General features: G+C 48.1%; 13 protein-coding genes. 3 read left to right on the top strand and 10 right to left on the bottom strand.

All coding sequences use genetic code 11. The annotated features are described in order from the left end of the window. The first annotated feature begins 339 nt into the window (after window positions 1–339). Window positions 340–1,455 (top strand): hypothetical protein, encoded by a 1,116-nt coding sequence (locus tag K8942_02290; GenBank protein ID UPA23019.1) that lies wholly within the window; start codon window positions 340–342, stop codon window positions 1,453–1,455. Between the two features lie 85 nt (window positions 1,456–1,540). Here K8942_02290 and K8942_02285 read toward each other — a convergent pair whose 3' ends face one another. The 4 genes from K8942_02285 to K8942_02270 form a co-directional block, all read right to left on the bottom strand. After that, window positions 1,541–4,084, bottom strand: coding sequence for a hypothetical protein (locus K8942_02285; GenBank protein ID UPA23018.1), 2,544 nt, complete (start codon window positions 4,082–4,084; stop codon window positions 1,541–1,543). Window positions 4,085–4,086: 2 nt separating this feature from the next. Then, window positions 4,087–4,392: a hypothetical protein gene (locus tag K8942_02280; protein UPA23017.1), complete on the bottom strand. Its 306-nt coding sequence runs from the start codon at window positions 4,390–4,392 to the stop codon at window positions 4,087–4,089. Between the two features lie 73 nt (window positions 4,393–4,465). Continuing rightward, complete coding sequence (locus tag K8942_02275) at window positions 4,466–8,005, bottom strand: hypothetical protein (protein ID UPA23016.1); 3,540 nt, start codon at window positions 8,003–8,005, stop codon at window positions 4,466–4,468. Between the two features lie 5 nt (window positions 8,006–8,010). Continuing rightward, the gene (locus K8942_02270) at window positions 8,011–8,343 is read right to left on the bottom strand and encodes a hypothetical protein (protein ID UPA23015.1); all 333 of its coding nucleotides are present in this window, start codon (window positions 8,341–8,343) and stop codon (window positions 8,011–8,013) included. 204 nt (window positions 8,344–8,547) lie between these two features. Here K8942_02270 and K8942_02265 point away from each other — a divergent pair, with 204 nt between their 5' ends. Then, on the top strand, window positions 8,548–9,138 hold the full coding sequence (locus K8942_02265) for a hypothetical protein (GenBank protein UPA23014.1): 591 nt from the start codon (window positions 8,548–8,550) through the stop codon (window positions 9,136–9,138). A gap of 94 nt (window positions 9,139–9,232) precedes the next feature. Here K8942_02265 and K8942_02260 read toward each other — a convergent pair whose 3' ends face one another. The 5 genes from K8942_02260 to K8942_02240 form a co-directional block, all read right to left on the bottom strand. Next, window positions 9,233–11,623: a hypothetical protein gene (locus tag K8942_02260; protein ID UPA23013.1), complete on the bottom strand. Its 2,391-nt coding sequence runs from the start codon at window positions 11,621–11,623 to the stop codon at window positions 9,233–9,235. A 5-nt stretch (window positions 11,624–11,628) separates the two neighbouring features. Further along, window positions 11,629–14,484, bottom strand: coding sequence for a hypothetical protein (locus tag K8942_02255; GenBank protein UPA23012.1), 2,856 nt, complete (start codon window positions 14,482–14,484; stop codon window positions 11,629–11,631). A gap of 60 nt (window positions 14,485–14,544) precedes the next feature. Then, complete coding sequence (locus K8942_02250; GenBank protein UPA23011.1) at window positions 14,545–15,606, bottom strand: hypothetical protein; 1,062 nt, start codon at window positions 15,604–15,606, stop codon at window positions 14,545–14,547. Between the two features lie 165 nt (window positions 15,607–15,771). Continuing rightward, entirely contained in the window at window positions 15,772–16,989 is a 1,218-nt protein-coding gene (locus tag K8942_02245) for a hypothetical protein (protein UPA23010.1), read from the bottom strand. Between the two features lie 70 nt (window positions 16,990–17,059). Next, window positions 17,060–20,716 carry a lamin tail domain-containing protein gene (locus K8942_02240; protein UPA23009.1) on the bottom strand — a complete coding sequence of 1,219 codons (3,657 nt, stop codon included), beginning with the start codon at window positions 20,714–20,716 and terminating at the stop codon, window positions 17,060–17,062. 495 nt (window positions 20,717–21,211) lie between these two features. Here K8942_02240 and rny point away from each other — a divergent pair, with 495 nt between their 5' ends. Beyond that, on the top strand, window positions 21,212–22,768 hold the full coding sequence (rny, locus tag K8942_02235) for a ribonuclease Y (GenBank protein UPA23008.1): 1,557 nt from the start codon (window positions 21,212–21,214) through the stop codon (window positions 22,766–22,768). 1,071 nt (window positions 22,769–23,839) lie between these two features. Here rny and K8942_02230 read toward each other — a convergent pair. Further along, a complete protein-coding gene (locus K8942_02230; GenBank protein UPA23140.1) occupies window positions 23,840–24,001 on the bottom strand; it encodes a hypothetical protein in 162 nt (53 codons plus the stop codon). Window positions 24,002–25,356: the final 1,355 nt, after the last annotated feature.

Genomic DNA, 25,356 nt, shown 5'->3' with positions numbered 1-25,356 from the left:
AAATCTTTTAAATTGACGTTTGCGGCAATATACCATAGTTTTAGGACTTTCCTAGTCTACTTGACAAAATTATGATATTTGTGTAGGATTTAAGTTGCTTTTCGTGGTCCTTTTACAACATTACGGTGTGTAAAGAGGCTTAAAACAGCCATTTTCATACCCTCCACTATCGTCTTCAGCAATCCCCCGTATGGATTGTTGAAAACCGGTAATGGGTTAGTGATAAAAAATTAAGGACACAGGATTGGTTCCTGTAGGCCTTTTAGAATATAGCGTGACAGGAGAGGAAGACATGTTGTCCGCCTCTGAGAAAAACTTTGTTCAAGAAGGATGTTAGTCATGAAGAACTTGTTCCCCACGTTCGTCGCAGTTTTGTTCGCATTCGCTTCGTTGTCGTTGGTTCAGGCACAGGACCCCAAAGGTGGGGTAGTACCGGCGCCACAGCCGACGGTAGAACAGACAGAACTGGTAGCAGCAGAGGCCGCTCTTGCGGAAGCACGAGCTACGCTCACTGCGGTGCAAACTACCAACCAGGAAGCCATCGCGGCCTACAAGTCGCAGGAGAAAACTGTCTTGTCCGCCACAGCGGACCGCGTGAAAGCGCACAAGCCTCACAGCTTATTTGCAGACACGCAAATTCCGAGGACATATACCACTCCAGCGGCAGATGTTCCGGCAAGACTCGCAGATGCCAAGAGGAAGCTCGACGAGGCAACCGCGGCAATGGCTGCTGCTGTTCCGCCGGTAACGCCGACAGACTTGAATCCGACCCCAGCAGCAGCAGCACTGATCGCCGCCTATAACAAGGCGGATGCCAGATGGACCAATGTCCGAGTGGAAGCACAAAAACTCCGAATGCTCGTTGCAAAAGGTCCTACTGACAAGACAGAGAAAGACGAGTATGCGGGATGGCGCTTTAAGATGGAGGCACCGGAAAATTGGACGGTCGAAATGATCGTCGAAGCCATCTACACCCGCGACCTTGAATACGAAGAAAGGATGATCGCGAAGCTCAATGAGCTGAAGCCGGCTTACGATATCGCCGTCCAAGCGATTTCGGAAGCAGAAGCTAACGTGAAGGCTAAGCAGGAAACCCGGGATCGAATCTCTGGGAACGTGAAGATCGAGAAAATCGGTGAAGGCCTCGAGGAACTGAAAGGAGTCAAGAAAGAACTTGGCGGTATCAAAACCGCAATCGACAATCTTGCTCTGAAGTTCGACAGCCTCACGGAGGCGATTGCCGCACGGCAAATCGCTTCTCAGGCCGAGGCTACGGCCATTGCGAATCTCTTGAATAGAGTCGAAGAATTGAGAGTTGCAAACAACCTCAACGCCAAGATCATCCTCGACTTGCAACGCGCGCAGACCTTTGTCACCTACGCCCAACCGGGCCAAGGAGGATACAACGTCGTCTGCAATCGAAACGGTCGGCGCTGCTGGAGCGTCGCCAATTAAGTAAGAGAAAATCACTAACCCACACCAAGAACCCCTGCTAGTAATGGCAGGGGCTCTTTTTTATATTGTTTTCCTTTTATTTTTTCTACTCAGTTTTCACTGCATTCTTTTTCTCTTCTTCATCTGCGAGACGCTTTTCTATTCTGTCCTTTTTTTCTTCCATCGGTTTTTTGTACCTCTCAAGTGATGTTCTGATACTAACGAGAGTCTGTTTGTCTGCGTCATTTGCGTCGCCTGACTCCAGAGCATCGTCGACATTTTTCTGAATTGATTCTAAATTTTTCAGGAATTTGACACATCGATCCCGCACTTCAACAGTCAGTTCCGGATTCGGAAGCAGCTCTGCGTTATCTGCTACCAGAAGATTCTTTTGCAGATCCAGATTTACAACTTTTTCGTGCAATCTGACCTGAGACGGCGTCTCGCCCTTTATTGCTGCTTCCAGTATCTTCTGCAGATCATTTTGCCAGTTCGGATTCTTTCCGGGTGTAATACTTCCATAGATCTCCTGCACCCCTTCTTTTCTGACATGCAGCTCTCCAATTCCTGGCTCCAGATAAATACCCTTCTCTTTTGCTGCGGCAGCAGTTTTCCAGTTTTTTCTTGAAATACGCTGGTCCAGGAAAGCCTGAGGCGCATTGCCACGCACATCGAATGAAACACCCAGCAGTGTTATGTTTTTTGCCGGGTTGTTGCTTCCAGCTTCTGCAGGCATTCCCTTTTGTTTTCCAGGTGCAGAAGCACGCATCGGTGGGATGGCAGGATTCATAACCACCTCATCATTGCTCCTTACACCATTCACTGCGACCGGTGTCTGCTTGTTTGTGTTTGCTGCAGCCGGCGCTTTCTTTGGGGCTGTGACAATTTTCGGAATAAGTGGCTCAGGATTTTTTGTCGGTTGTACTTTCTGCTTTTTGGGAGCGGATTTTTGTGCCTCCGGCTCGGGCGCAAATGTCGGATTGATTGGCTCATGATCCTCCTTCAGTTTTTTGTAGTACGCATATCCCGTTCTGTCCGCAACATCCAGATAGAACTGATGCGCCTGCTCGGGATTGCACTTGAATTCGTGCGTCGCATAGAACTCCACATCCGCCTGCGTGAGTGTGCCGCTTTGGAGCAATGTCCGGATGAATCCGTTTGTATGGGTTGCGCGCTCATTATCTTTCGTAAAGTTCCACTGCATTTTTGTGCGATCCCATGCCATCGGCCTCTCGTTTTTTGACCATTCATTCAGTGCCACAAATTTGCGGAGCCTGTCTTCCAGCTTCGCAATTCTTGCAGTAAAGGGCGCAGTTGACCGTACCGTGCCCGTCTTTTTATCCATTTCAGTAAGACCATTCACGTAATTATTTGCAGCTTCATGCATGCTCCAGGATTCTTCCTTTGTGAAATACGGCGTATCGCTATGCAGGTTCCAGATATAGCTGGGAACATGACTGGTGAGCGTATTAAAAATATGCTGCTGCATGGAATCACTCGGCGCCTTTGGTTCTGATTTCTTTGCTTCGAGCGCAGTGGCACGGCGCTTGGCTTTAAAGGCTTCGAATTCTTTCGTCATTTTCGCGAGCACAGGCAGACGGGCTTTTTCACTGTTGTTGTATTCCGGGCTTTCCTTCATGCGGACCGCTTCATTTTTCTCGATAATTTCTTTTTCATCCTTCAGGCTTTCTGCATAATCCGCTTCCACTGTCCCGTCCGCTTTTCCGGCAAGAACCTGCGGACCATATTCATCCATCCACTTTCTCAGATTTGTAACAGCAAACTTGTATTTTTCGAGCGCTGTCTTTGGCTTTTCAGGGGTGACTTCTTTTTGCGGTGCAGGCTTGGACTTTTCCAGAGTGGAATAGACTGTCTGAAGCTCTGCCAAACGGCTGGCTTCTGACTTAGCAAGCTCTGGATCACTTTCCCAGATTGTCTGATGCTCTTGAATGACCAGCAATTCTTCGAGTACAGCATCTCTGTAATCCCCTGTCGTCCGATCGTATGTGTCTTTAGAGGTTTTGTATTGTTCGTGTACAGCTTCAGTGTGTGCGCGAATTTTTTTCATGCCTTCGGCATACTGTTTCAACCGCGGAAAACTCACACCGGATTTATCGATAATCGCATCAAGACGTGTGTTCCACTCTTTCATTTTTTCAGGAAGAGTCTTTTCGGTCTCCGCATTCTTGCTTTCTGTGGATGTATCTTTTTCTGTTTCCGTCTCTTTTTTCTTTCCAATGTTCTTCAGGCGGTCTTTGTATTTTTGTGTATTACTCTCAAAATCCCCCTGTGAGTCACTCCCCTTTTCACCATACTCGCTCAGCAGCGATTCAATCTCTGCTTTGCGTTCTGTTTCTGTTGCTTTTTCTTTGTTCAGAATAGCGGTAAAGCTGCTTTGCAATGTCTCTATTTTCTTTTTGAGTTCCGTCTTTTCTTCATCCGGTGTGGATGATTTTTCGCTCATTTCTCTGAGTTTCTGCGTCAGGGTATTCACACGCTCTTTCATCTTTTCCATGTCGACACTTTCCGTCTTTTTGGCCTCCGTCTTTTCGCTGCTCTCCGTGTTCTGAGGAACATCGTTTTGCATCTGCTTTGCAAGTAAGCGTTTTTCAGTAGTGCTGTAACCGGCAGAAAAATGTGCGTGCTTCATTTTTATAAATCGAAAGAAAGAGATTCAGCTGCATTAATTTCCTGCTGACGGATTTTTTCTTCCTCTTCTTTTTTCTCATTCCGATTCAGTGTGCGCAACGTCTGCTCAGCATCTGTCATCAGGGTTTCCATCTTCTGAATTGATTCATCGCGAACACTGTCTTCTTCGGCCCATTTCTCACTCAGGGTCTGTACATCATTTTCAAATGCACTGCGCTCTTCTGGAGGCAGAGAATTTGCTGTTTTTTCAATCCGATCATGGTAATCAGACGGGATATTTGCCGGCATGTGGCTGGGAGTGAGATTCATACAGAAATCTCATTATTATACAGCAAAAACACTGAAAAAGCCATGTAATAGGGCAATTGGCTCCTTTTAAGGGTTATTTTGCGTCACCTTTTTCTTTTTTCATGTCATTCAGAGCATCGTTAAGCACGCCGATGATGCCTGTCATATCATCAACGGTGGCCGCATTGTTTTTGGCATCTTTCAGAGTCTGCATTAATGCTTCAACCTCTTTAATATTTGCATATTTTATTGTCGTCAGACGCTCTACTTCTGTTGTCGCCTTTACAAGAAGATCATCGAATTCGTTCTTCAGTTTTTCCATCGCCTTTGCATCGTTCGCTTCTGTTGCTTCTGGCTTTGCTTCCAAAGGTTTCGGAAGATTATTGGTAATCTCATCGATGGCCCCTGCACCATTGGGGGCAGTAGACGGAGCAGCTTCTGGAGCCTGAGGCACTTTTGGGAGATCGTCTGCAATTCTATTGATGGCATCTGCATTAGATTTAGGTGCCGGAGTGGCTGACGGTGTCTGGGTAACTGCCGGAAGACTGTCTGTAATTTCATTGATTTTTTCCACATTTGTCTTAGGTCGTGTACCTGCAGCAGGACTTGCTGCCGGTGCCGGACGCTCAACAGCTGTCTCGGGGAAATCAGGCGGCAGACTCTTCGCTGCATTCTGTTCATCCCATTCATTCATCCGTGCTTCTGCAGACGGTGCATACACATCAAACGTTTTTTTCAGTTGCTCCAGATTCCATTCATTCGTGCGTCTGCCATTATTCAGCAGGCGGTTCTGCGGATCATAATTAAATATACGCAGCTGGATATTGTTCCGGAATCTGTTGGTATACTCCATCCATTCTTTCCCTTTATACGTGTTCATGCGACGCACAAGGACATTTGTTTTTGCAATAATCTCATCTCTCTGTGCAGTAAATTCCTGCTGCGTGGGACCATTTTGTACTGTTTCCGGTGCGCGCTGAACGGGTGGAGGGCTCAATGGTGCCTCGGGCGTTGTAGCAGGTGGACCCTCAAATGGAGCTTGCTGCTGGGGCAACGGATCAAGCTGCGGGAGCGGGGCGGGGCGGGTTGCCGGCGTCGTTCTTGGCTGGATAGTTGGCACCTGATTCGTCGGCGCAGGCGTTGGTGATGTTTGCGTCTGTGTAGCTGCAGGATCGGGAATACCATTGTTCAAGCCAGGAATATAACGCGAGATATCATCCCTGTTTGTGCCATTTGGACTATTGACTCTGATAATTTCAAAATGGTTCCCTTTCTTAAGCGACACGCGATATTGGCCATTCACTTTCTGAATCGTCACACCAATATCCGGATTGGTTAAAATGGCACCGGTATCCAAAGTCTTCAGTTCATCATTAAAAAATGTTGTAGCTTTTTTTGTCGTGTTGTTGCTGATATTCAGTCCAAACGGAAGGCCACTTGTGAAAGTTACATTAAACGAACGCATGGTAGGATCTACAATTTCCTGCTGCTCCATGGACGGCATTGCTGCTGAGCGTGCCGGAGCCGGCCTTGGCATGCTGCGCTGCAACGGAGCGCCCGGGTTCAGGCCCGGAATGGTATTCGAAATATCTTTGTAATCTGTGCCTACTCCTGCTCCCAATTCCCTCACAGAATACTGCGATGCATTGTCCAGAGACATTGTATATGCATCTCCTTCTTTCCGGATTGTCACACCTGCCACTCCTCCTCTGAGTGATGCACCGTCTGCCAAGCCTTCCAGCTGACTTCCGGTGAAAGAATCTGCATTCCCGTCTTTGCTTTGCTTTGTTTTATTGATGATGGAAATGCTTCTCGGAATTCCTTTGGAAAAATCCAATGTGACTTTGCGGGTGTTTCCGACAGGCTCATTTTCCGGTGCACCAGTATCGTACGGAGCGGGCTTCAATGCAGGATTACCGAGTTCGAGTGCATTATTATTGTTACGCGAGTTGGTGGTGACAGTAAAATATTTACTATCCGGATTGGTAAGATCAATCGCCATACTGCTTACTTTTTTCTGATTGGATTCCGTTATTCTGTCACCCATGCGATCAAAACGGATGGCGACACCTTCTGATGCGTACAGTGACTGCACAGTTGCAGCATCATTTGATGCCTCATTCGTACTCAGGACCAATTGGGGCTTGAATGAATACGTCTTCCCGGTCAGCATGTTTTTGACGTTCACCGTAAAGTACGGTGAGTCTTCCACATCAAGTGATTGCGCCTGCATATTGACCTTATCCCCAATAGTAGTGAGCGAGTTCATCTGCTTCAGCTCACGTCTGAGAATACCGATCTGATCGATAGCCTTCTGATATTCACCACGACGGATGAAATCCTGCAACACGGTAAACGATTGTGATTCATCTGCATTCGGATATTCTTTGTCCAAGTTAATAATATCCTTACGAAGTTGCTGATATGCACGGCTGCCCGCCTCCGCACGCAGCTTATTCTGCACATCCGTATCCAGATGAGACGTCGACTGGCGAACCAGATCATCATGCCCCTGACTGCTCACTGTTCCCGGACCGAACATAGCCGGGCGGGATGTTACTTTTGCCGGACGCTTTCTGGAACCCAGTGGCTCACCGTTGGGATTCTGTGAATAATCCATTTCCTTTCCCTTCATAAACTCATTGCGTTCTGCGGTCCGGTCTCTGTAGGTCCCTGTTTTCGAATCGAAACTTTTCACACGCAGCTTCGGATTGAATTTTACTTCGTAGGTTGGAATCTGCCCGTTATCGACGAAGTCATTCTCGCGCAATTTTGCAGCCGCTCTTCCGTATTTGGAATGAGGATTGTCATTGCGACGCTGTGAATTTCTGAGGCCGCGCTGGATTTCTGCATCCCATGGCTCAACCGTATTCTGACCACCGCGCTTGATCCCGCGCGCTTCATCTTCCTGTCTGCCAATCTCTTCTTTCTTCAGAATCTGCGCACGTCTGTCGAGCGTCTTTCTGGATTTATATTCCGCGATTCTGACAGACCAGTCCGCTCCCAGTTTTTCTGCTAGTTCAGCCTGCATCGCCTGCTGCGCTGCTGTAGCCACTGCTCTTGCCTCCAAAACATCCGGAGGTGTGTTCTTGTTAGTGTTATAACCACGGAATGTTTTTGCGAGATCCATCTTCACTTTCTCCCATCTCTGCACCAATTCTTCAAACGTGCTCATCTCCATTCCATCCGGAAGATATGTTACTTTTGTAACGGTATCTGCATATGTATGCACATGAGACGGACGCTGTTCCCACAATTCTTTCAGCTCGAGTGATGCTTCGGCTGCCAGGAAATTATTATCGACAGCAAATTCCATGAAGTCGATTTTTCTCTTTGGGAAAGCTTCGAGAATTTTTCTTTTTTCGCGTTCATCAAGAGTTTTCCAGTATGGATCATTTTTAATCAGGTTCAGAACTTCTGTTCTGCACGCCTTCACAATCTTCGCATCCTCATCCGCACTCTTGAGAAGATTCAAGATCTTCTGCTCGAATTCCGGGGTCTTCAAATCTTTAATTGTTTCCGGTACCTCCCCCATTGCTGCAGAATTGAAGGGCGGTACATCTTGTGCAAGCGCAAGAAGTCTCCGCTCGCCTGTGCGGAATGTTGCAGCCTGTGTGCGGAAACGTGTGTGCATAAGAGTTACGAATTCTGAATGGATTCTTCAATGGACGTTGTACTGACTTTTTCTGCATCTTCCTTTACTGCACGAACCATCGAGAGTGCTTTCTTGCGGATGTTTGTGTAGTAATTTTTCATACCATTCGCGAAGCGTGCGTATTCGATTTCAAACTGTGCAAACACTTTTGTGTACCACTCCTCACGCGCTGCACGCTGCTCCGGTGTTTCGTAACTATACAAAGCATCGAGTTGCGGGAGCATTTTTGTTGTGAGATCGGGTTCAATGCGTTCCATAATCATGTCGTACATCTCTTCCCCTGTGAGTGCCGGCGGGTTTTTTGTTGTGGATGTCATATGTCAGGTTTTCTCATTATTATAGCAAATTTCCCGAAATTGAGCAATATTGCAGGTTCAAATGCCCTATTTTGGGGTTATAAAGCTTATTGACTATTTATAGAGTATATTTTATAATATTAGTTAGATTGATTTTTCACATCAACGTTGGACGCGTGTTTCAATGTGATGTGGATAGCCGAATTAGAATGAAGGACGAGAAGTATGAGCGCACCACAAAACAATGGCGGAGTGCAATGGGGTTGGTTGGATTGGTTCCTGCTGGCAGTAGCAATGATCCTTTTTGGATTTCTAGTGTTGCCCGTCTGGCGAGCGAAATCGGAGTCGGTGGACTTTGGAAAGTTCATCATGACCATGCTGGCTTGCTATGGATTGGTCATCGCTGGCTGGGTTCTCATCCGTAAGGGTGAGTCTCATGCGGGAAATGTGTCAATCGAGGAATTGATCGGCGCGGTCATGATTGCAGCAGGAACATTGTTTTTTGCCTGTGCAATCTGCCCAGGTGCCGTTCACTCAATCCTGAAGGTGACAAGCATTGTGCAGCAACCGGACATTGACCCGCCGGAACTCCTGGTAACACCTGTTATGACTGGCACACCACCAGCGGTCACTGGAAAAGAACTGAATTTTGCACTTCCGGCTCCAGAACCGGACAAAATCATCATTCAGATCGAAGTTCCCGGCGACACTGACAAATTGGTGATACCGGCGAGAAGAGGCAAGGCCTGGTATCACTACAACGCCGATGCAACCAAAGGCCTGAAAGCCCGAGACAGTCTCTATACGGCCTTTTAGGCTGAAGCAGGGGCGAAATGCGTTCAATTTTGATCGATCAACAATCTAACGGACGGAATGCTTATGAAGCATTCCGTCCAATTTTACATATTCATTATTTAGCAGGAGGTGCTTTTGCAGGACCAGGATTTCCGGGTGCCTGGTTTTTTGCTGGATCAGGATTTCCCTGAGGCTGGTTGCCTGGACCCGGGCCAACAGAGGCCTGGTTCCCCGGGTTCGGATTTCCCTGAGGCTGGTTGCCTGGATTTGGATTTCCGGGTGCCTGGTTCTTTGCTGGATTTGGATTTCCCTGAGGCTGGTTGCCTGGATTTGGATTTCCCGGGACCTGGTTCTTTGCTGGATTTGGATTTCCCGGGGCCTGATTACCGGCACCAGGAGTATTGGATGGAGCATTGTTTCCTGCCTGAGGAATTCCCGGTGCCTGGTTTCCAGCGTTTGGAGTTGTTGGTGCAGCACCTCCCGCACGATTCGTCTGATACGGCGTCTTGTAGCGATTTCTCATTTCCTGATCTTTCTGATGTGTCAGCATGTTGTGATACACGTAGTGACCCAGCGTTTCGTTGCCCATCGTTCCTGCAATTCCGCGACCCTGTGCAACAAGGCGCATGTAAATCTGCTGAGCGGTCAGCATTTCCAGATGCAGATCCGGATCCTCATTCATCATGTTGTACGGCTTGTAGTTCACAGTCGTAAACGGACTCGGGAGATACGGAAGTCCTGCACCGGCGGGCATTTTGTTCCAGACATTTTCGACGGCGGCGACGTCTTTGTCTGTTCCGTCGTGACTATCCTTCGCAATTTTGTAGAACACGAGACCCATTGCCTGCGTCAGGTACTTCACATTTTTCGGATCTTTGAAATACGTGCGATAGTCCTTGCTCCAGCCGCGCTTCGCCATTACTTCTGCAAGCTGAAGATCGAGCGGACTGCCGGGCTTGATGTTCATCTCCCACTTATGACCCTCCTGTCCGTTCATCACAAAGGCCTCAGCAAGAAGTGGTAATTCAATTTCATGCATGAGAGCCAACGCGACAGATTCCTTGTCCATATGATCACGATCGTGCGGACTCAATAAGTTCACGTAGATCTCCGCACGATGACGGAGTTCTGATGTTCCTTTCAACGATGCGGGGTCGCCGATTGCAGACTTTCCAAGCTCTGAACCTGCATCGACAGAAGAATTCAAAAAACTGCTCCAGACTGCAATGGGATCATCCTGGCGGAAGCCAAATTTCTGCACAAAGTATGCTCCTGCCAGGCCCAAACCGACTGTTTTTGCCGTATCACTCTTGTACAAAAGATACGCAAGACCTGCACACAGAAGCACAGTCTCGACACCATTCAGATTATTCCACGTATCCATTAGTGTGTTCGCTTCTTTTTTGAGCGACTGCTTGGTGGCCTTGGTCAGAACGCTGAGATTCTGCTCAGTCTTTCCAATGGCAAGACGTTCGAGATACTCAATTTCCTGGATTCCACCGGCAAGTTTTCTGAAGTTTTCTTTACTCAGAACATTCTGCGTCAGCATTCCCTTCAGGCGGCTGGGGGCCATATAGCGCGCAATCTCTTTGGGATTGTCGAGATCGAATGTATGTCCGCCAAACTTTGCAAATTGCTTCGCATCGTTGAGGTCGTTCACCAGTCCGTTATTGGACATGCGTGCAAAGTCAGACTTATTTGTACGGTAATGCTGCGTCAGACTTTTTTCTGCGAGAGTTTTTGATTCATTCGCATTCACGTTTCCTTTTAAATTCTGCCATTTATCAATACCGAGAATCGCACCGAGCGCACCGTTAAATGTATCTTTTTGCTCATTCTTCAGTCTGATAAAACGACGGGATGCATCTTCGTCTTTTACAATCGGCTTCGCATCTCCCTGTAAATTGGTCGGAATGAATGTATCAACATATTCAAAGTACACTTTCTTACGCTCTTCAGGATCAAGACTTAAAAGAAAGTCTGCAGGTTTTACACCGGTGTTAGCCGGATCAACAGGAGTCTGGGGTTCATCGAAAATATTCTCAGTTGCAAATGCGTCGACCCAGAGTTCATGGCTCACCATATTGAACATCTGCTGCTTATCGAGTGCTTTCAATTCAATAAAGCGTCCGAGATCATCACCCAGAGTGGGCACATCGCGGAAAAAGGCCGCAGTCTGCCCAATGAGCGAGAGCATTTCTTCATTATTTGTTTCCTGTTCCCACACAGCTTTAATGCCGCGCAGAAGACCTGCAGGAATTTGGATGATTTCTTTTGCGAGCCATGCAGCAACACTGCCGGTCATCCATGTCACACCTTCCACCATTCTGCCAGGCCTGTCCTGTACCCATGTCAGGAAATCCTGGTGATCAGGATAATCCAGAAGCCGAGCCGCAACAGTGCTATAGGTAGGGCCTTCATTCGGGGTGCCGCCAATAGCATTATACATCAACCGCTTCTCGCGAAGAGGATTGTTGAAGCCTGTCTGGAAGAGTGTGTAGATCATATGTATTAATGGCCGTGGCCGTGATCGTCACCATGATCATCATGACCGCCATGAGCATCGTGTCCGCGTGCTGCACCGTGTCCGCCATTTCCTAATCCCTTAAAGAAACCATAGGCAGCACCAAGAGCGGTACCGACAAACGGAATCGGAACAGCGGCAGTGCCAATAAGAGCGGCAACGGCGATACCCTTCTTGTTTTTCCATGCACTATCCGCTCCGATTCCTGCCGCATTCAGAAGAGGCCGACCGGTCCAGTTCCACATACCTCTGATGTATCTCATAGGATTGCGGCGGTTGTGTCTGTCGATAATTTCCTGAATCGGATGATAAGCATCCTGGACCATGCGATCAAAGTTCTTTTTATTATTTGGAACGTTCATGTATGCATTCGTGTCGTTCATAAACTCACGAATATAACCCATGCGTTCCTGAATGGTCATTGCGGGAAGTTGTGCGACATCGATATTCATTCCCTTGGCACGGAACGCATTGAGTTCTTCGTTCGTCATACCCGTTGCACGATTGAAGCTGCGCTGTGCACGGTCCACAATATGCATGTAGAGCTGGCGCTGGAAACGAACGACTGTTTCTGAAGACGGCAGATAGTGCGGATCATGCGGATCCAGCTCCGTCATTGCCTTTGTTCTGAAGTACACATCAATAAGATGCGGCAAGAGATGATTGCCAAAGTTATGCACTGCATTCGGCGTTGCAATATCAAAGCCAAATCTGTGTACATCATGTTGAAGATTGTGCGCGTAGTCGTGGAAAAAATGTCTCTCACGTAAACCAAGTGATGAGAATGTTCTGAAGGATTTTCCATGATCCCAACGATGCCCCGCATCAGCATCACGTTCGCCATCAGCAAACTGACGTTCTGCATACATCTGCAAATCCGCTTCAGATTCGCGTGTTCTCTGAATACTGTTGAACATGTACTGCGCCGTATCTTTCAATTCCTCGCCACGCAGACCTTCATGTGAAAGTCCGCGCTCAACAACTGCACGACAGGCTTCAGAGCCAGTTAGCGAAGAGCTCGATGTATTCGCTTCTGCAGCAGCTAATTCTGCAGTAATGGTTTCCTGCAATTTTTCATAGTGCGAGAGATCACGCAACACAATGCGATTTGTAGGATTTGCTGCCTCACGTAATGCTGTAGTAAATTGTCGAACCAGTTCAGAAGTATTCATATCCGGTCCTACCTCTGCCATCTGTATAGCAAGTACCGGGGGGACAGCTGTTGAATCAACCAAGTAACGACGCAACGTAGCGTATGTTGGATCCGGAATCTGCGCTTCTCCAATACCACTTGCATTTAATTGAGCAAGCATTTCATTGAGCAATCGCGTTACAGCATTAATTTGCTGCTGTGCCTCTTTATACTCGGCAATTTTCTTTTGTGCTTGTTCAGCGATTTTCTCAAAACGTTCACCGTTATTCTTTTCATCTGTCATTGCACCTCCACCGCCGGGAATAAGGCGAGGAGCTTGCACTCTATACCATAAGGTCGGTGGAATCCCTGATCTATTTGCTTCATCAATTTCATCCGGAGTTAATGGAGGCGTGCGATCTCGCAGGTTTACATTTATGTCGGTAGAACCGGATACTCCGCTAGCATTTGTAATAATCGTATTCATCGCATTTGTTCCTGCAGTAATGGATGCAGAATTGAAACGCGGAATTGTCAAACTACGTAAATCCTTTAAAGATTGAGCTAATCTCATTATATTTTCATTCTGGGATAATCTATTCCGTATTCCAGCGGTGTTAACTGTTTGATTTTCCAGAACCGCTACTGCAGAAGGATCACGCTGGATCATGGAGAGAGCCAAAAGCAATTCACGATTACTCGCAGATCCTGAAACTAAACGATCGATAGGCTCTCTGTTCTGAATAGCTGTTGTAAGACTTACCTCGCGCGTTCCAAATGCATGATTCGGATCGCGGGAATTTTGCTCAAATAATGCATCAACAATATTTTCAAAATCGGCATGTGCAGTAATGCGAGGCAGCCGAGCGCCTGTCCACATATTTACACGACGTGAAAATCTATTGAATCTGTTTGGAAAAATGTTTTCAAATCCGTTGACCATTTCGTCTCTATCCCATCCTGCAATAACAGGGTTGAGGCGAATCATGGGCGCTAAATCAATAATCATTCTCTGTCCTCTTGCAGGCTGATTGTCCAACTGCATTTGGCCCAGTGAAAGTTGCGGATCCACAACTTCACACGTCGAACCAAGAAAAAGTTCTACATCAGCTGGTGTTAACACATAACCCGGAACCGGGATTCCACTGATCACAGTAATACCTGCTTGTGGAAGAGTTCTTCCTTCAAGAGCGCGTGCAATTGTATCGCGATTACCTGTTTTCCAAATAGGGTGTGTGAGATCGATAGAATAATCTACTCCGTTCACATGTGTGAGCCAGCGTCTGTCGCGGTTAGCAGGCAAGATGGATGCAGGGAGATTGCGAACAATATTTCTCAATTCCTCTTCACTGAAGTGTGCATAGATAGTCTGCAGCCATGCTTCTGCATTGGAAACATTCAGACTCGTTGTCGCTGCACGAACAGGTTCATTCGCAGCATCCACTGTTCCAATATTTTGAAGACGCTCTTGATATGCCTCATGCAATTGATCACGAAGATTTGCCCTGTCTGCAATGCCCCCACGAATGTCTGCCATGAAATCTGCAATGCGTTCGGCGACCATTTGCTGATTTTCATTCGCCAATGTATCGACCGGCGGCAGATGCAACAGATGTCCAATCAAAGACCACTGACGGCGTGTGCTTTGTTCCAGTGTGGCCGGATCTTCTCTGTCGAGATTGGGAGAATCTGATGTTTGTGTGTTAGACATAAATCTTAATAGTATACCAAAAAACGCCTTCTTGCGGAAGAGCTTCTTTGGACATCTGTTTTAGTGCCCTTTTCCTTTTTCCCCGGCAGCAGGCGCTTTTGCGTCTTTTGCGTCGGGTTTTGCGTCTTTTCCATTGGCCGCTGCCTTGGTTTCAGCAGGTTTTGCGGGCTCTGGCGCCTTTGCAGGGGCAGCAGGATTTTCCTTGGCGGCCGGCGCCTGGGCTGGTTTTGTCAGATCTTTTACACCACCTGCCATCTTCGACAGCGCAAATCCCCACATGCTACTACTTCCATGGATTCTTTCATGAATCTGCATTTTCGCAGTGGCAGTGTGCGGATCGGACTTCGGCGCTTTATACGGATTGGCAAATGTTGTTGGCTTTGTGGCAGTTTTTTTATCTTCTTTTGGCTTCTGATCTTTTTGAGTCTTTCCTGTACCAGCACCTTCAGAACCTCCTTTTCCATCTTTCTCCACATCGACTTTCTGCTTCTCATCTGCAGACTTTTCTTCCAGCTTATTCTGATCAGTTTTGTCTTCTGTTTTTTCTGACTTATCCGCTCCAGCCTTCTCTTCACTCAGTCTCTGGCTCACAATTCTGCTGGATGCCAGCGATTTTCTCATGTCACTCGTTTTTTTCACAAAACCTGCAACAGCGCCCTTCGCTGTTGCATCAAAACCATCAATATGTTCATACCGTCCCTGTACATACTGTTCGAGGTCCTCACGATCGTCCAGGGAAATGTTGTATGCAAGAAGATTGGATGCTCCCCACGCATCGTCCACTTGTTTTTCCAGTGACTGCTTTTCAATAGATGCAATCCATTCCGGGCCCGTATATTTTTCAATCAATGCATCCCAGTCGTCAGGTTTTTCGGTGGTGCCGAAATCCTCAACTGCTTCTGTCTCTTCGGTATTTTCTTCAATTCCAAAAGATTTTCTATTTTCTTGAATAAGTTCCTCAATAGAACGCATCACCTCTTCCTCCTCTTCAGACACTGCATCACCAACGACTGGGATTCTCTCTTTCAACCTGGTTAAAAACCCCTTGATAAATTCTGCTTTCTTAGATGCGATTTCAGTATTAATCCTCTTCCTGATGGCTGCGGCTTTTTCCGGCGTCATCTTTCCCGAATACAATCCGTCTGCCAACTCATCTCCAGCCTCTCTTCCCAATTTCTCCAAAACACCTAGAGATTTTTCATTTGTCATGATTGAAATTATAACACTTTTTAAGTTATTTTTCAACACAATAATTAAAAAATGACAAGTTTTGCGCTAGGACTTGGCTTACTGATTTCCTTTGGCACTGAAGACAATGTCATGACTCAAATACTTCATGGGAGCTTTCAAGAACTCTTTTTTAAGAAGAGTATTGATTTCATCTTCAGATTCATTTGTCACGACAATGGCAGTGCGGAGTTTTTGAAGCAGACTTTCAGGCGCCTTGAGAATATCAAAATCAGGACTATCAGTCCGACCTTCAATTTCCACACATTCCCCATCATCACATGTCTTTCCAGTCAGGAATTCATCTTTGCTCATATCCGCAAAGAGCGTGACCATGTCGGAATCGGTTCTGTAATGGACATGGACAATACGTGCATTAGGATCTTCATTGAGCATTTCCAACACTTCTTTCGGAAGCGGCACTCCTTGTTCATGATAAAAATCTACGCTTGTATCAGGCAGAACAATGCGAATATTTCCTGCGGGAATTTTAGCAATTGCCTTATAGTTCTTTTCAAAAATCTGAGCCATTTCCTCTTCAGAAAGAACACGTCCGAACATGGCATGCAATGACGCGATCGACAGATGTGAGTTACCCTTCATATTTTCAAAAAGCTCCAGAGTATCAATCAGGCTTTCAATACTATGATCGGCCATTTTTCTATCTGCTGGATTAATATCATCATCACTATGAAAATGCTCAAGTACCTTTTGCTTGAAGGCTTCCTGCATTGTTGCATTAAATGGCTCATTAAGAAGCGTATGCACATCGTCTTTAAAGTGCTTCATGAGATACGGACCGAATTTAGAAGCAGTAATATAATCAATAATAATTTTTCTTGTTTCAAAGTCAGTTCGTTCATGTGTTTCTAATGCTGTCTGCTTTAGACGTTCAGGAGTTGTACGAGCAAAAGAACGTACGGAGCTAAAATCTTCAAATAGCCTCTTATAACCACGCAGTCGAAGTTCATTGCGCCTTTCATTCGTCTGTTTCGCCCCCATATTTTTCAGAACATCCCATGCGGCATCTAACTGAAGACGCATATCAATCATTGTCTCGCTAATAGCCATTCTCATGTCCTCCAAAGTATCCACTTCACGCATAGCCTGGTGATACTGGCTATTAAAAGAACCAGTCAGTGCTTCAATACGCTGTATTGCGAATTCCGTCGCCTCTTTTAAAGAATGTGGGATCTTTGGCTGGTCGGCACCCTTTGCAGGTCCGGTAGGAAGCTCCGTTTCCGATTCAACTGTCTGCATTTCGTTTTCAGGTGCCATAAGAGAAAAGGGAAAGAAAGTATGCGATACTAGTACCATTTTTCAGGGAGTCAATTTTTCTCCCTCTTTTCTATGTATCATTTCTCTTCCAGAAAAATACGGCAAATAAGCCAATCATCAGGACAAAGATAAAGGTAAGACCGTCTTGTAGACTAAAGATAGGCGAATACGTACCCACTGCATTTGTAGCACCTATCTGCGCAAGCAGTGTCTTATAGAGGCTATTCTCTTTTTTCTGCACACTCTTTTCTACCTCTGAATTTATTTGTATTTGTTTCTTATTGATGGCTTTCTTCTTTGATTTTTTCTGAGTACTTTTTTTGTTCTTTATAAAACAAATATTTGCATCCAACGGTGTCGGTGTATCGGTCTGACAAATGCGACTAGTGATGGTATCCCAGGCCACAGCCCTCCCCTTTTTCACAGATTGAAAGACAACAGTATCTGCGGGTGTTCCTGCGGGATACAGCAATCTGACTTCGTCACCGCTATTGCTTAGACTGATTTTCGTGACAGCAAAGGGGAAAAGGAGTCGTCTATGACCGGGTATCACTACATCTGCAGGAATCATCCACTGCTTGCTTCCTTTTCCTTCCGCATCATCCAACTGCCACCCTCCAAGTGAGACAGGTTCAGACGTTCTGTTCTCCAATTCTATCCACTCCACTTCTCCAGCCAGTGGGGATGGATAGACTTCACTAATACGGATGGCGCGCTTTGGAGCTTTGGTATCGGCAATAAAGGTTTTCTGAATAACAGGACTGCGGACAGGGCTACGATCGGAGAACTGCGCTTCTGCATATGCACGAATGGTTTGATTGGATGCCAAAAGAATACTTCCGGAGAGCATGCGGAAAGGAGCATTGTTGATAGATACATAGAGATTGGATGGCTGATTGGCCAGAAGCTGCAGCACAGTTCCCGATGCGATCAATCCTTCTGGCTGATCTGCTTTGAGGGTGAGCCCGCGCGTCTGAAGGGCATTCCAGTGCTCTGCTTCGACTTTCTGGGTATCTGCATAGGCAGTAAGAACCTCGCTCTGCCACAATCCTTCTTGAAGGGTTTTTGCCATAGCTTCGTAGATCTCATACTCCTGGAGCCTTCCGCTTTGAGCATACGGATCCACTGATACGAGTCCGCGTACCAGAAGTTCCTGCTGCAGATTTTTTCCGTCTTTCCAGACATATGCCTGCGTGATGCCATCGGCATCTTTTTGTATTGAATCAAATTCTAGATCAATTTTTTTGTTTATGATCAGGCTTCTTATGAAATATTCATTTTTTATTTTTAAAGAGGATAGATCTGCATTTTCTTTGGAGTTTTGAGGGAATGCCACTCCAAGAAGTCTCACTTTCAAAAGACTCTCCGGGTCATCGGTTGTTTGCACCAACAATGTTTCTTCATCCAGTATCTGCCGCACGAGGACACTTTGTTTCTTCTTTGGACTCATAAACTGCTTTTGTATCGCTTCTTCTTTTGCATTTTTCCAGGTGAGAATCGAGCGGACAACGCTGTCTGTATCGACGAGCTCCAGTGTTTCCTGTTCATTGCCGAGTGTGTATTTGAGTCTGGATAGGTAGATCTTCTTTGTAGAAAGCTTGGAAAGAACGGTTCCAGTCAGATCCAGTTCTTTGCCCTGTGTATTGCGGATAGTCCATCCATTCAGCCATATCGGCCAACCTGCGGTATTCGTGATCTCAATCCATTCATCCCATGTATCGGGGCCATGGGGGTTTGGGAATGCAGCACTGATCTGAAGAGGTGACGATTGAAAAACGCTGGATGCCTGCTGAAAACGATTCTCTGTTCCTGGTGTTGGATAGGGTGTCCAGATCCAGCTGCCACTCCCATCGACTGCATAGGATTCGTCATCCGGTGCATGGTCGAAGAGAACAGTGTGCAGAACCCCTGTTCCGCCCGCAGGGAGAGGCGCTATCAGACGGACCATATCATGATCATTATTCAGCGCGATCTTCGACTGCTTCCGGGGAAGGGCGATGATGGACCTTGGCGGGAGTTCGTATGCAGCCAGGGAGAAGGGTCGGCTGCCTCCGGCGCCATCGTCCAGAAACCAGCCACACAGAGGACGATACTCATCGGTGTCATTCCGGAGCTCCATCCACTCACTTCCCTCCTCGTCTCCACTCGGGTTTGGCAGAAGCTCCGTGATGCTCACTCCGGAGAAGGAAGAGGGGGTACAGAGTGCAGGCACACTCCCCTTGGCCTGCTTTCCGGAAGTGCGGATACTGAATGGCTTCGAGGTCACCGTCCCGGAAACAGATCGTGTTACTGTATTACCACAGTAATCATTAAATACCATATTGATAGTATAATCGCCAATTATCTTCATTGTGTGTGACGAAGGATTACAACTGTCACTCGTAAAGCCGTCTCCAAAATCGAACCTGCAACTGCCGCCGACAAGGGCTCCACTCCCTGCGGTCACCGACAGATTCAGGGTGACTGGTGCCTGGCTGACAGGCTTTCCGGACTGAATCTCAATCTGCGGATCGGGAGGGATGATCAGGTTGTCGGCGCCCGGCGTGGGGACACAAAAGGGAATAATTCCGGACGATGCCTCTCCAGACTCAGGTCCCGCATCCCCCGTCACACGTCCTGCACTCACGCCATCGGGATACGACGGATAGGTGAAGGTATCAATAATAGTGGAACCGGATTCCAGCCGGACTGTCGCACCATTATTCGTCAGACTGAAACCGACGAGGCTTTTGGGGATCAGGATGATCCCACTGCCGGATACAATCATCCCTGATCCAGAGACGCGAATTTTCTGTCCGACTGTTCCGACTCTGATCGTCATACCCGACAAATTCACCGGATCTGATCCTGTGTTTTTGAGCTCCAACCACTCAGAGTCATCCGATCCTATTGGATTAGAAAGTAGTTCATTTATTTTTAGCTTTAAATAGGGCTGAACATGAATAGGTAGACTTAAAAAATTTGATGATATTTCTGCTGAAAATACGCTTGAAAACGATGCTGAAGAAGATGCGATAGATGAGGAGATGACCAACGAGGATGAAGATGACTGACTTGATGAAGAACTGATTATGGGGGTGGTGATGACAGACGCCTGTCCTGGCGTGCCGAATATTGGGACCCCCTCATCAAATCCCCTGCTCTCTGTTGCGCTGCGCCAGTTGGGAGCGACTGATCCTGGTTGATGCAGATGTATCCGTTCCATGCTTGCCTTGGGACCATTTGATGCGGGATTGGCACCTGCAAAAGGATTGCCGACTCCATCATCTGCTTCATCAATCAGCACTCCCTGTGCATCTCTCAGGCGCAGGAGGAGCTTTGTATTGGGCAGACTCATTGTTGTGGATGTCATCGTAGGATCGATCGCGAGACGTGATGCCTCTTTTCCATAGTTAGACAGGACCAGATAGCTGCCTGATGCAATAGTGATCGATGCCGGGAAGCGGGCGATGACAGATTCAATGCCTCCATCTTTGACTGTCGTGAGTGTCCATCCACTGAGTGACCGTGGCGATGAGGCGACACTGCCCACTGGTGTCACGCCCGCAATTTCCACCCATTCATCAGCAGTGCTTCTATCGGAACCCATCCACATGATTTCACTAATCACGACAGAAGCAGGCGCCAAGAGAGACGAGGATGAGGCTGATACAACCGGGGCCTCCCCCATCAGTGCAGAGCCGGTGCCTGTGTATACATCATCTGCAAAGGCCGTATGTGGCCACAAAATTTGAACACAAAATGAGATCAAAATGCTAACGGCAGAACAAACTCTGTGCGGGTACTGCTTGGAGGAGTGCATGTTGCTATCACACCAGTCCGGCGGATAGGAAAGGATGGCATCGATCGATCAGCGCGATAGTGAGTATGAGTATTGCGCCTCCCTTTGCTCAAATCGGCTGTTCTAGGCTTCTCAAGAACAAAACGCATCAGAGCGACATACTGTAGAAATGTTTGCAAGACTTTTTGGCTCTCCATACTGAAAAATTGAATTGCAGAGCTCCTTCCTGAAACATTCGCTATCCGCATGCGGCATCGCTATACTTTTTTCGACTCCGCGATTGATACCGGAACGCTCGCATCCTTCTTATGCATCTAAGCGCCTTCTCCCTCTGGATTCTCTCGATCGTCGCCGTTGCGATGATGTTCATCGTACGACTGATCCTCGTTTCCTCACAGAACCTTCGCCGGAGTGCCCTATTTGTCACTCCTTCCCCCTCTTATGGATTACACAATCGTCTTTCTCGGCCTGCTCGCGGGCCTGTTTCTCGGACTTCTCGCCGGATGGTTCTGGTTCAGTAAAGGAAAAGCCATCTCCCGCGGCCTGCAGGCGGAAATCCAGCAGTATGAAAAGGAACTCACACAGGTGAAGATCCAGTTGAGCGATGCACGCTCCCAGATTAAAGCCGCTGAAGCAGAGGCCAAGGCAACAGCCAAAGAAATTATTTCTGAAGCGCGTTTGAGCGCGAATGAATTCCAGACCAAGCTGGAAAAAGACCAGGCACGTCTGGAGGAAAAAGAAAAAGGACTCGACGGCAAAGTGAAAGAGGTCGAGCGCCAGCGTGAAATGCTTACCAAAGAAGAGGAAGAAATCACCGAACTGAAAGCGGAACTGAAAGATGCCCAGAAGCAGCACCGCGAAGCTCTGGAAAAAGTGGCCAAGCTCAATGAAGCTGAAGCCAAGGAGGAACTGAAGAAAGAGCTCGAAGAGGAATTCTCCGGTTTCTTTGCCCAGCAGATCAAGCTGAAGCGGGAACAGATGGAAGAGGAATCCGAAGAAAAAGCAAAAGATCTCATGGCCCAGGCCATGCAGCGCTATGCCTCGGAAGTCGCAACGGAATCGACTGCAACGGTCGTCCAGCTCCCGAGCGATGACGTGAAGGGAAAGATTATCGGAAAGGAAGGCCGCAACATTAACGCGTTTGAAATGGCGACCGGTGTGGATGTCATTATTGACGATACGCCAGGCGTGATCGTGATTTCCGGCTATGACCTTGCACGCCGCTACGTCGCGAAGCTCTCGATGGAAAAACTGGTGAAGGACGGCCGCATTCAGCCGGCACGCATTGAGGAAATTGTCCTCAAGCAGAAAGAGGAAGTGGGAAAGATGATGCTCGAATTCGGAAAGCGCGCAGTGGAAGAACTCGGTATTGTCGGCTATCCGCAGGACCTCCTGAAAATTATCGGTCGCCTCCGCTTCCGTACATCCTACGGCCAGAATGTGCTCAAGCACTCTGTGGAAATGGCGGGGATCGGACGCATGATGGCGGAGGAAATCGGGGCTGATCCGCAGATTGTGGTCGAAGGCTGTCTGCTCCACGACATCGGAAAGGCGCTCGACCATGAAGTGACGGGCACGCACGTGGAGATTGGTGTGGAAATCTGTAAGCGGTACAAAATCCGTCCGGAGGTCATTCACTGTGTAGCTGCTCATCACGAAGATATCCCGATGGAAAGCCCGGAAGCGTTTGTGGTTGCTGCCGCTGATGCCATCTCCGGCGCACGTCCGGGTGCACGCCGCGAATCCATTGAGGACTACTTCAAGCGTCTCCGCGAGCTCGAGGAAGTGGCCAAGACCTTCGAGGGTGTCTCCCGCGCCTTTGCTCTCTCTGCGGGCCGCGAAATCCGCGTGTTTGTGGATACAACCCGTGTGGATGATCTGAACCAGGAACGTCTGGCGAAGGATATTGCCAAGAAGATCGAAAATGAGCTCACATACCCGGGCGTCATCAAGGTGAATGTCATTCGTGAGCGCAGAATCGAGGAAACGGCGAAATAAGCCAGAATAGATGTCTTTTAAAAAAGAGCGTCCCAGCCGACGCTCTTTTTTGTGTGCATACCTGCATATTGTGTAAAAACGCCTTTTCTGCTACAATTAGAAGATTTATTCCTCTGTTTCGTATGACACACACATCCATCCGCAGGACCGCCACCCTCGTGGCTCTTGTCGCCAGCATTGGTCTTATCGCATTTGCGACAAGGGACATGCTGCGCGCGGAGACGGTTTTCTCCACGACGGCTCAGGCTGAACAGGGTCTGACGCTGAAAGCGGGGAAAGATACGATCTTCTTCTGCATCAATAAAGAAACAATTGCAGAAACATTCCCGCTCATGGACGCAGCTCTTGCTGCAGACAGGGTCATCCGTTTTTCTGTCGAGGAATACACCGGCAAAAACAGTACAGAAAAAGCGAAGACGTATGTATCAGGTGCAACGGATAATGAGCTGAAGGCATTTACCCGCGGAAAGCTGTATCTCGTCCGCACGGATCGTGATCTCTTCTTCCGCTGTAACGAAGGAATCCGCATGATGGTACAGGCAGGAACAATCCCGTCTGTCACAGGATTGCGCCCGGCAGCTCCTGTCAGTAGTGCAGCAGCACGATCTGCAGCCTCCACCGTCACAAACACCAATACAACCGTCGTCCCCACATTCCTCCCGACGAGCAATACACCTACGCGCGATGATGTGCTGCTTGCGATGCCGCTTCAGGTTGTCCTTGCAAGTCCGCTCGGGGATTATAGGAAAGGGTCCATTGTGAACATTGATTTTGATGTCAAAAATACCGGAGACATGACTCTTGATTCCGTGAAATTTTCCCTTGCGATGCCTACGGGATATTCAGTGCCGGTCGAAGGAACATCCGGCAACTGTAGCGGGCAAGGAAACACGGTCAGTTGTCAGAATCTCACGCTTGATGGACGTCAGACACGGCACTTCACTTTCCCGTTTGTCGTACAGTCTTCTGCAAAATGTGATGCTCTGGAAATGATTCGTCTGGTTGCAGGCGGACGTGTGAGGGATGGAGTGGATCTGCAGCAGGTCTATTCCAACTTTGCCGCATGGAGCGTCAGTTGTGACCCGGCGTCTTCTGCGCAGACAAGCTCTGCAGGAAACAGCACAACATCGTCTGCTGCCGCATCTGTGGCACAGACAACATCCTCAGCTCCCGCGTCCTCTTCATCACGCGCATCAACCACTCCCGGCGCACCGATGACTGCAACGCTGACAGGCCCGAATGGGCTTCAGAAAAATATGTCTGCGACCTACACGCTCGTCATAAAAAATACGACGGCGTCGACCACGCTTCAGAATGTGTCTTTCACCTTCAATCTGCCGACAGGCATCATTACAGAAGGTCAGAGCACCCTTCCGAACTGCAGCATTACCGCAAACTCCATGTCGTGTGTCGGCATGAATTTCCAGGCGCAGCATGCCATGACATTGTCACTGCCGGTCAGAACACTGAATACACTTCCCTGTGCGGAGATTCCTCTGACGGCGCGGGTGAACGCATCCGGCTATGTGATCATGTCGAACACGATCAAGGTGCAGGGGTGCAGCGGCGGATCGTCTTCCTCTTCTGTCACAGTGCTCACCAGCATTAATGCGCCGCTTGGCTATCTCCCGAAAAACACACCGCACTCCATGCTCGCAACGATTGCAGCATTCAGTACGCCGTTTACAGATGGCACATTGCGCATCGAATTTCCGACAGGTATTGAGGCCGACACGCCAGGCAATACCATGAATATCGGAACCTGTACGGCAAACAGTAATATTATTGAATGCACCGGTATAAGCCGCGATGCAAACAAGGGCGTTGGTTACACATTCCCCTTCACCGTTACCGATTACACGGCCTGTGGCAGAGGAGATTATGTGATGACGTTCACGTATAAAGACCAGGGAGTCGACAAGCAGATCACGAAAACCCAGGGCATGCAGCTGTGCGTTGCTGCTCCGGTGGACACCTCCCCTCTCGACCGCTTCTCTATCAGTGCAGGGACTGCCGCCTGTTTGTCGAGCGATTGCCGCACCATCTCCATTCCGGTCACTCTCAAAAACACTGCACCGACCGCCGCTACCAATACCATGATTGCGGTCAACCTCGATACATCATGGACGGCGGGATCACTGAATGGTGTCCCGTGTATGATTGTCGACCTTCCGACTGCCCGCATGTTCGACTGTCCCGGCAGCCCGCTTCTGACTATTCCTGCTGAGACTACACAAACATATTCACTCGTGCTCACGACGGACGTACAGTGTCCGGTCAGCTCTCCGCGCACCGCAGTCCTGCTGCAGTCAGCACCGGCGAGCATTTACGAAGTGGACCGCAGCAATAACTCCGTCTTTGCCACCATCCCTGCAGCCTGTACACAGGGACCGGTTGCATCTTCTATCCGTTCGTCATCGTCCTCATCGTCCTCATCAATCCGGTCTTCCTCCTCTTCATCCGCCCAGCCGGTATCGTCCGCATCGTCTTCTCTCACCGTGCAGAATTCCACCGTGCTGCAGTCGGTAAAAATCATCAAAGTAACGCCGACCATTCCGTATGGCGATACCGTCGTTGTCACATTCCAG

The sequence above is a fragment of the Candidatus Peribacteria bacterium genome, from assembly GCA_023038255.1.
Taxonomy (GTDB): domain Bacteria; phylum Patescibacteriota; class Gracilibacteria; order Peribacterales; family Peribacteraceae; genus CALREJ01.
The sequence above is the reverse complement of the archived record's forward strand: the minus strand, read 5'-3'. Positions and strand labels throughout refer to the sequence as shown.

Coding starts and splice junctions, on each gene's coding strand:
- K8942_02280 (UPA23017.1), bottom strand. CDS start 4,392: ATGAATCTCACTCCCAGCCACATGCCGGCAAATATCCCGTCTGATTAC.
- K8942_02285 (UPA23018.1), bottom strand. CDS start 4,084: ATGAAGCACGCACATTTTTCTGCCGGTTACAGCACTACTGAAAAACGC.
- K8942_02275 (UPA23016.1), bottom strand. CDS start 8,005: ATGCACACACGTTTCCGCACACAGGCTGCAACATTCCGCACAGGCGAG.
- K8942_02260 (UPA23013.1), bottom strand. CDS start 11,623: ATGATCTACACACTCTTCCAGACAGGCTTCAACAATCCTCTTCGCGAG.
- K8942_02245 (UPA23010.1), bottom strand. CDS start 16,989: ATGGCACCTGAAAACGAAATGCAGACAGTTGAATCGGAAACGGAGCTT.
- K8942_02290 (UPA23019.1), top strand. CDS start 340: ATGAAGAACTTGTTCCCCACGTTCGTCGCAGTTTTGTTCGCATTCGCT.
- K8942_02265 (UPA23014.1), top strand. CDS start 8,548: ATGAGCGCACCACAAAACAATGGCGGAGTGCAATGGGGTTGGTTGGAT.
- K8942_02255 (UPA23012.1), bottom strand. CDS start 14,484: ATGTCTAACACACAAACATCAGATTCTCCCAATCTCGACAGAGAAGAT.
- rny (UPA23008.1), top strand. CDS start 21,212: ATGGATTACACAATCGTCTTTCTCGGCCTGCTCGCGGGCCTGTTTCTC.
- K8942_02270 (UPA23015.1), bottom strand. CDS start 8,343: ATGACATCCACAACAAAAAACCCGCCGGCACTCACAGGGGAAGAGATG.
- K8942_02250 (UPA23011.1), bottom strand. CDS start 15,606: ATGACGCCGGAAAAAGCCGCAGCCATCAGGAAGAGGATTAATACTGAA.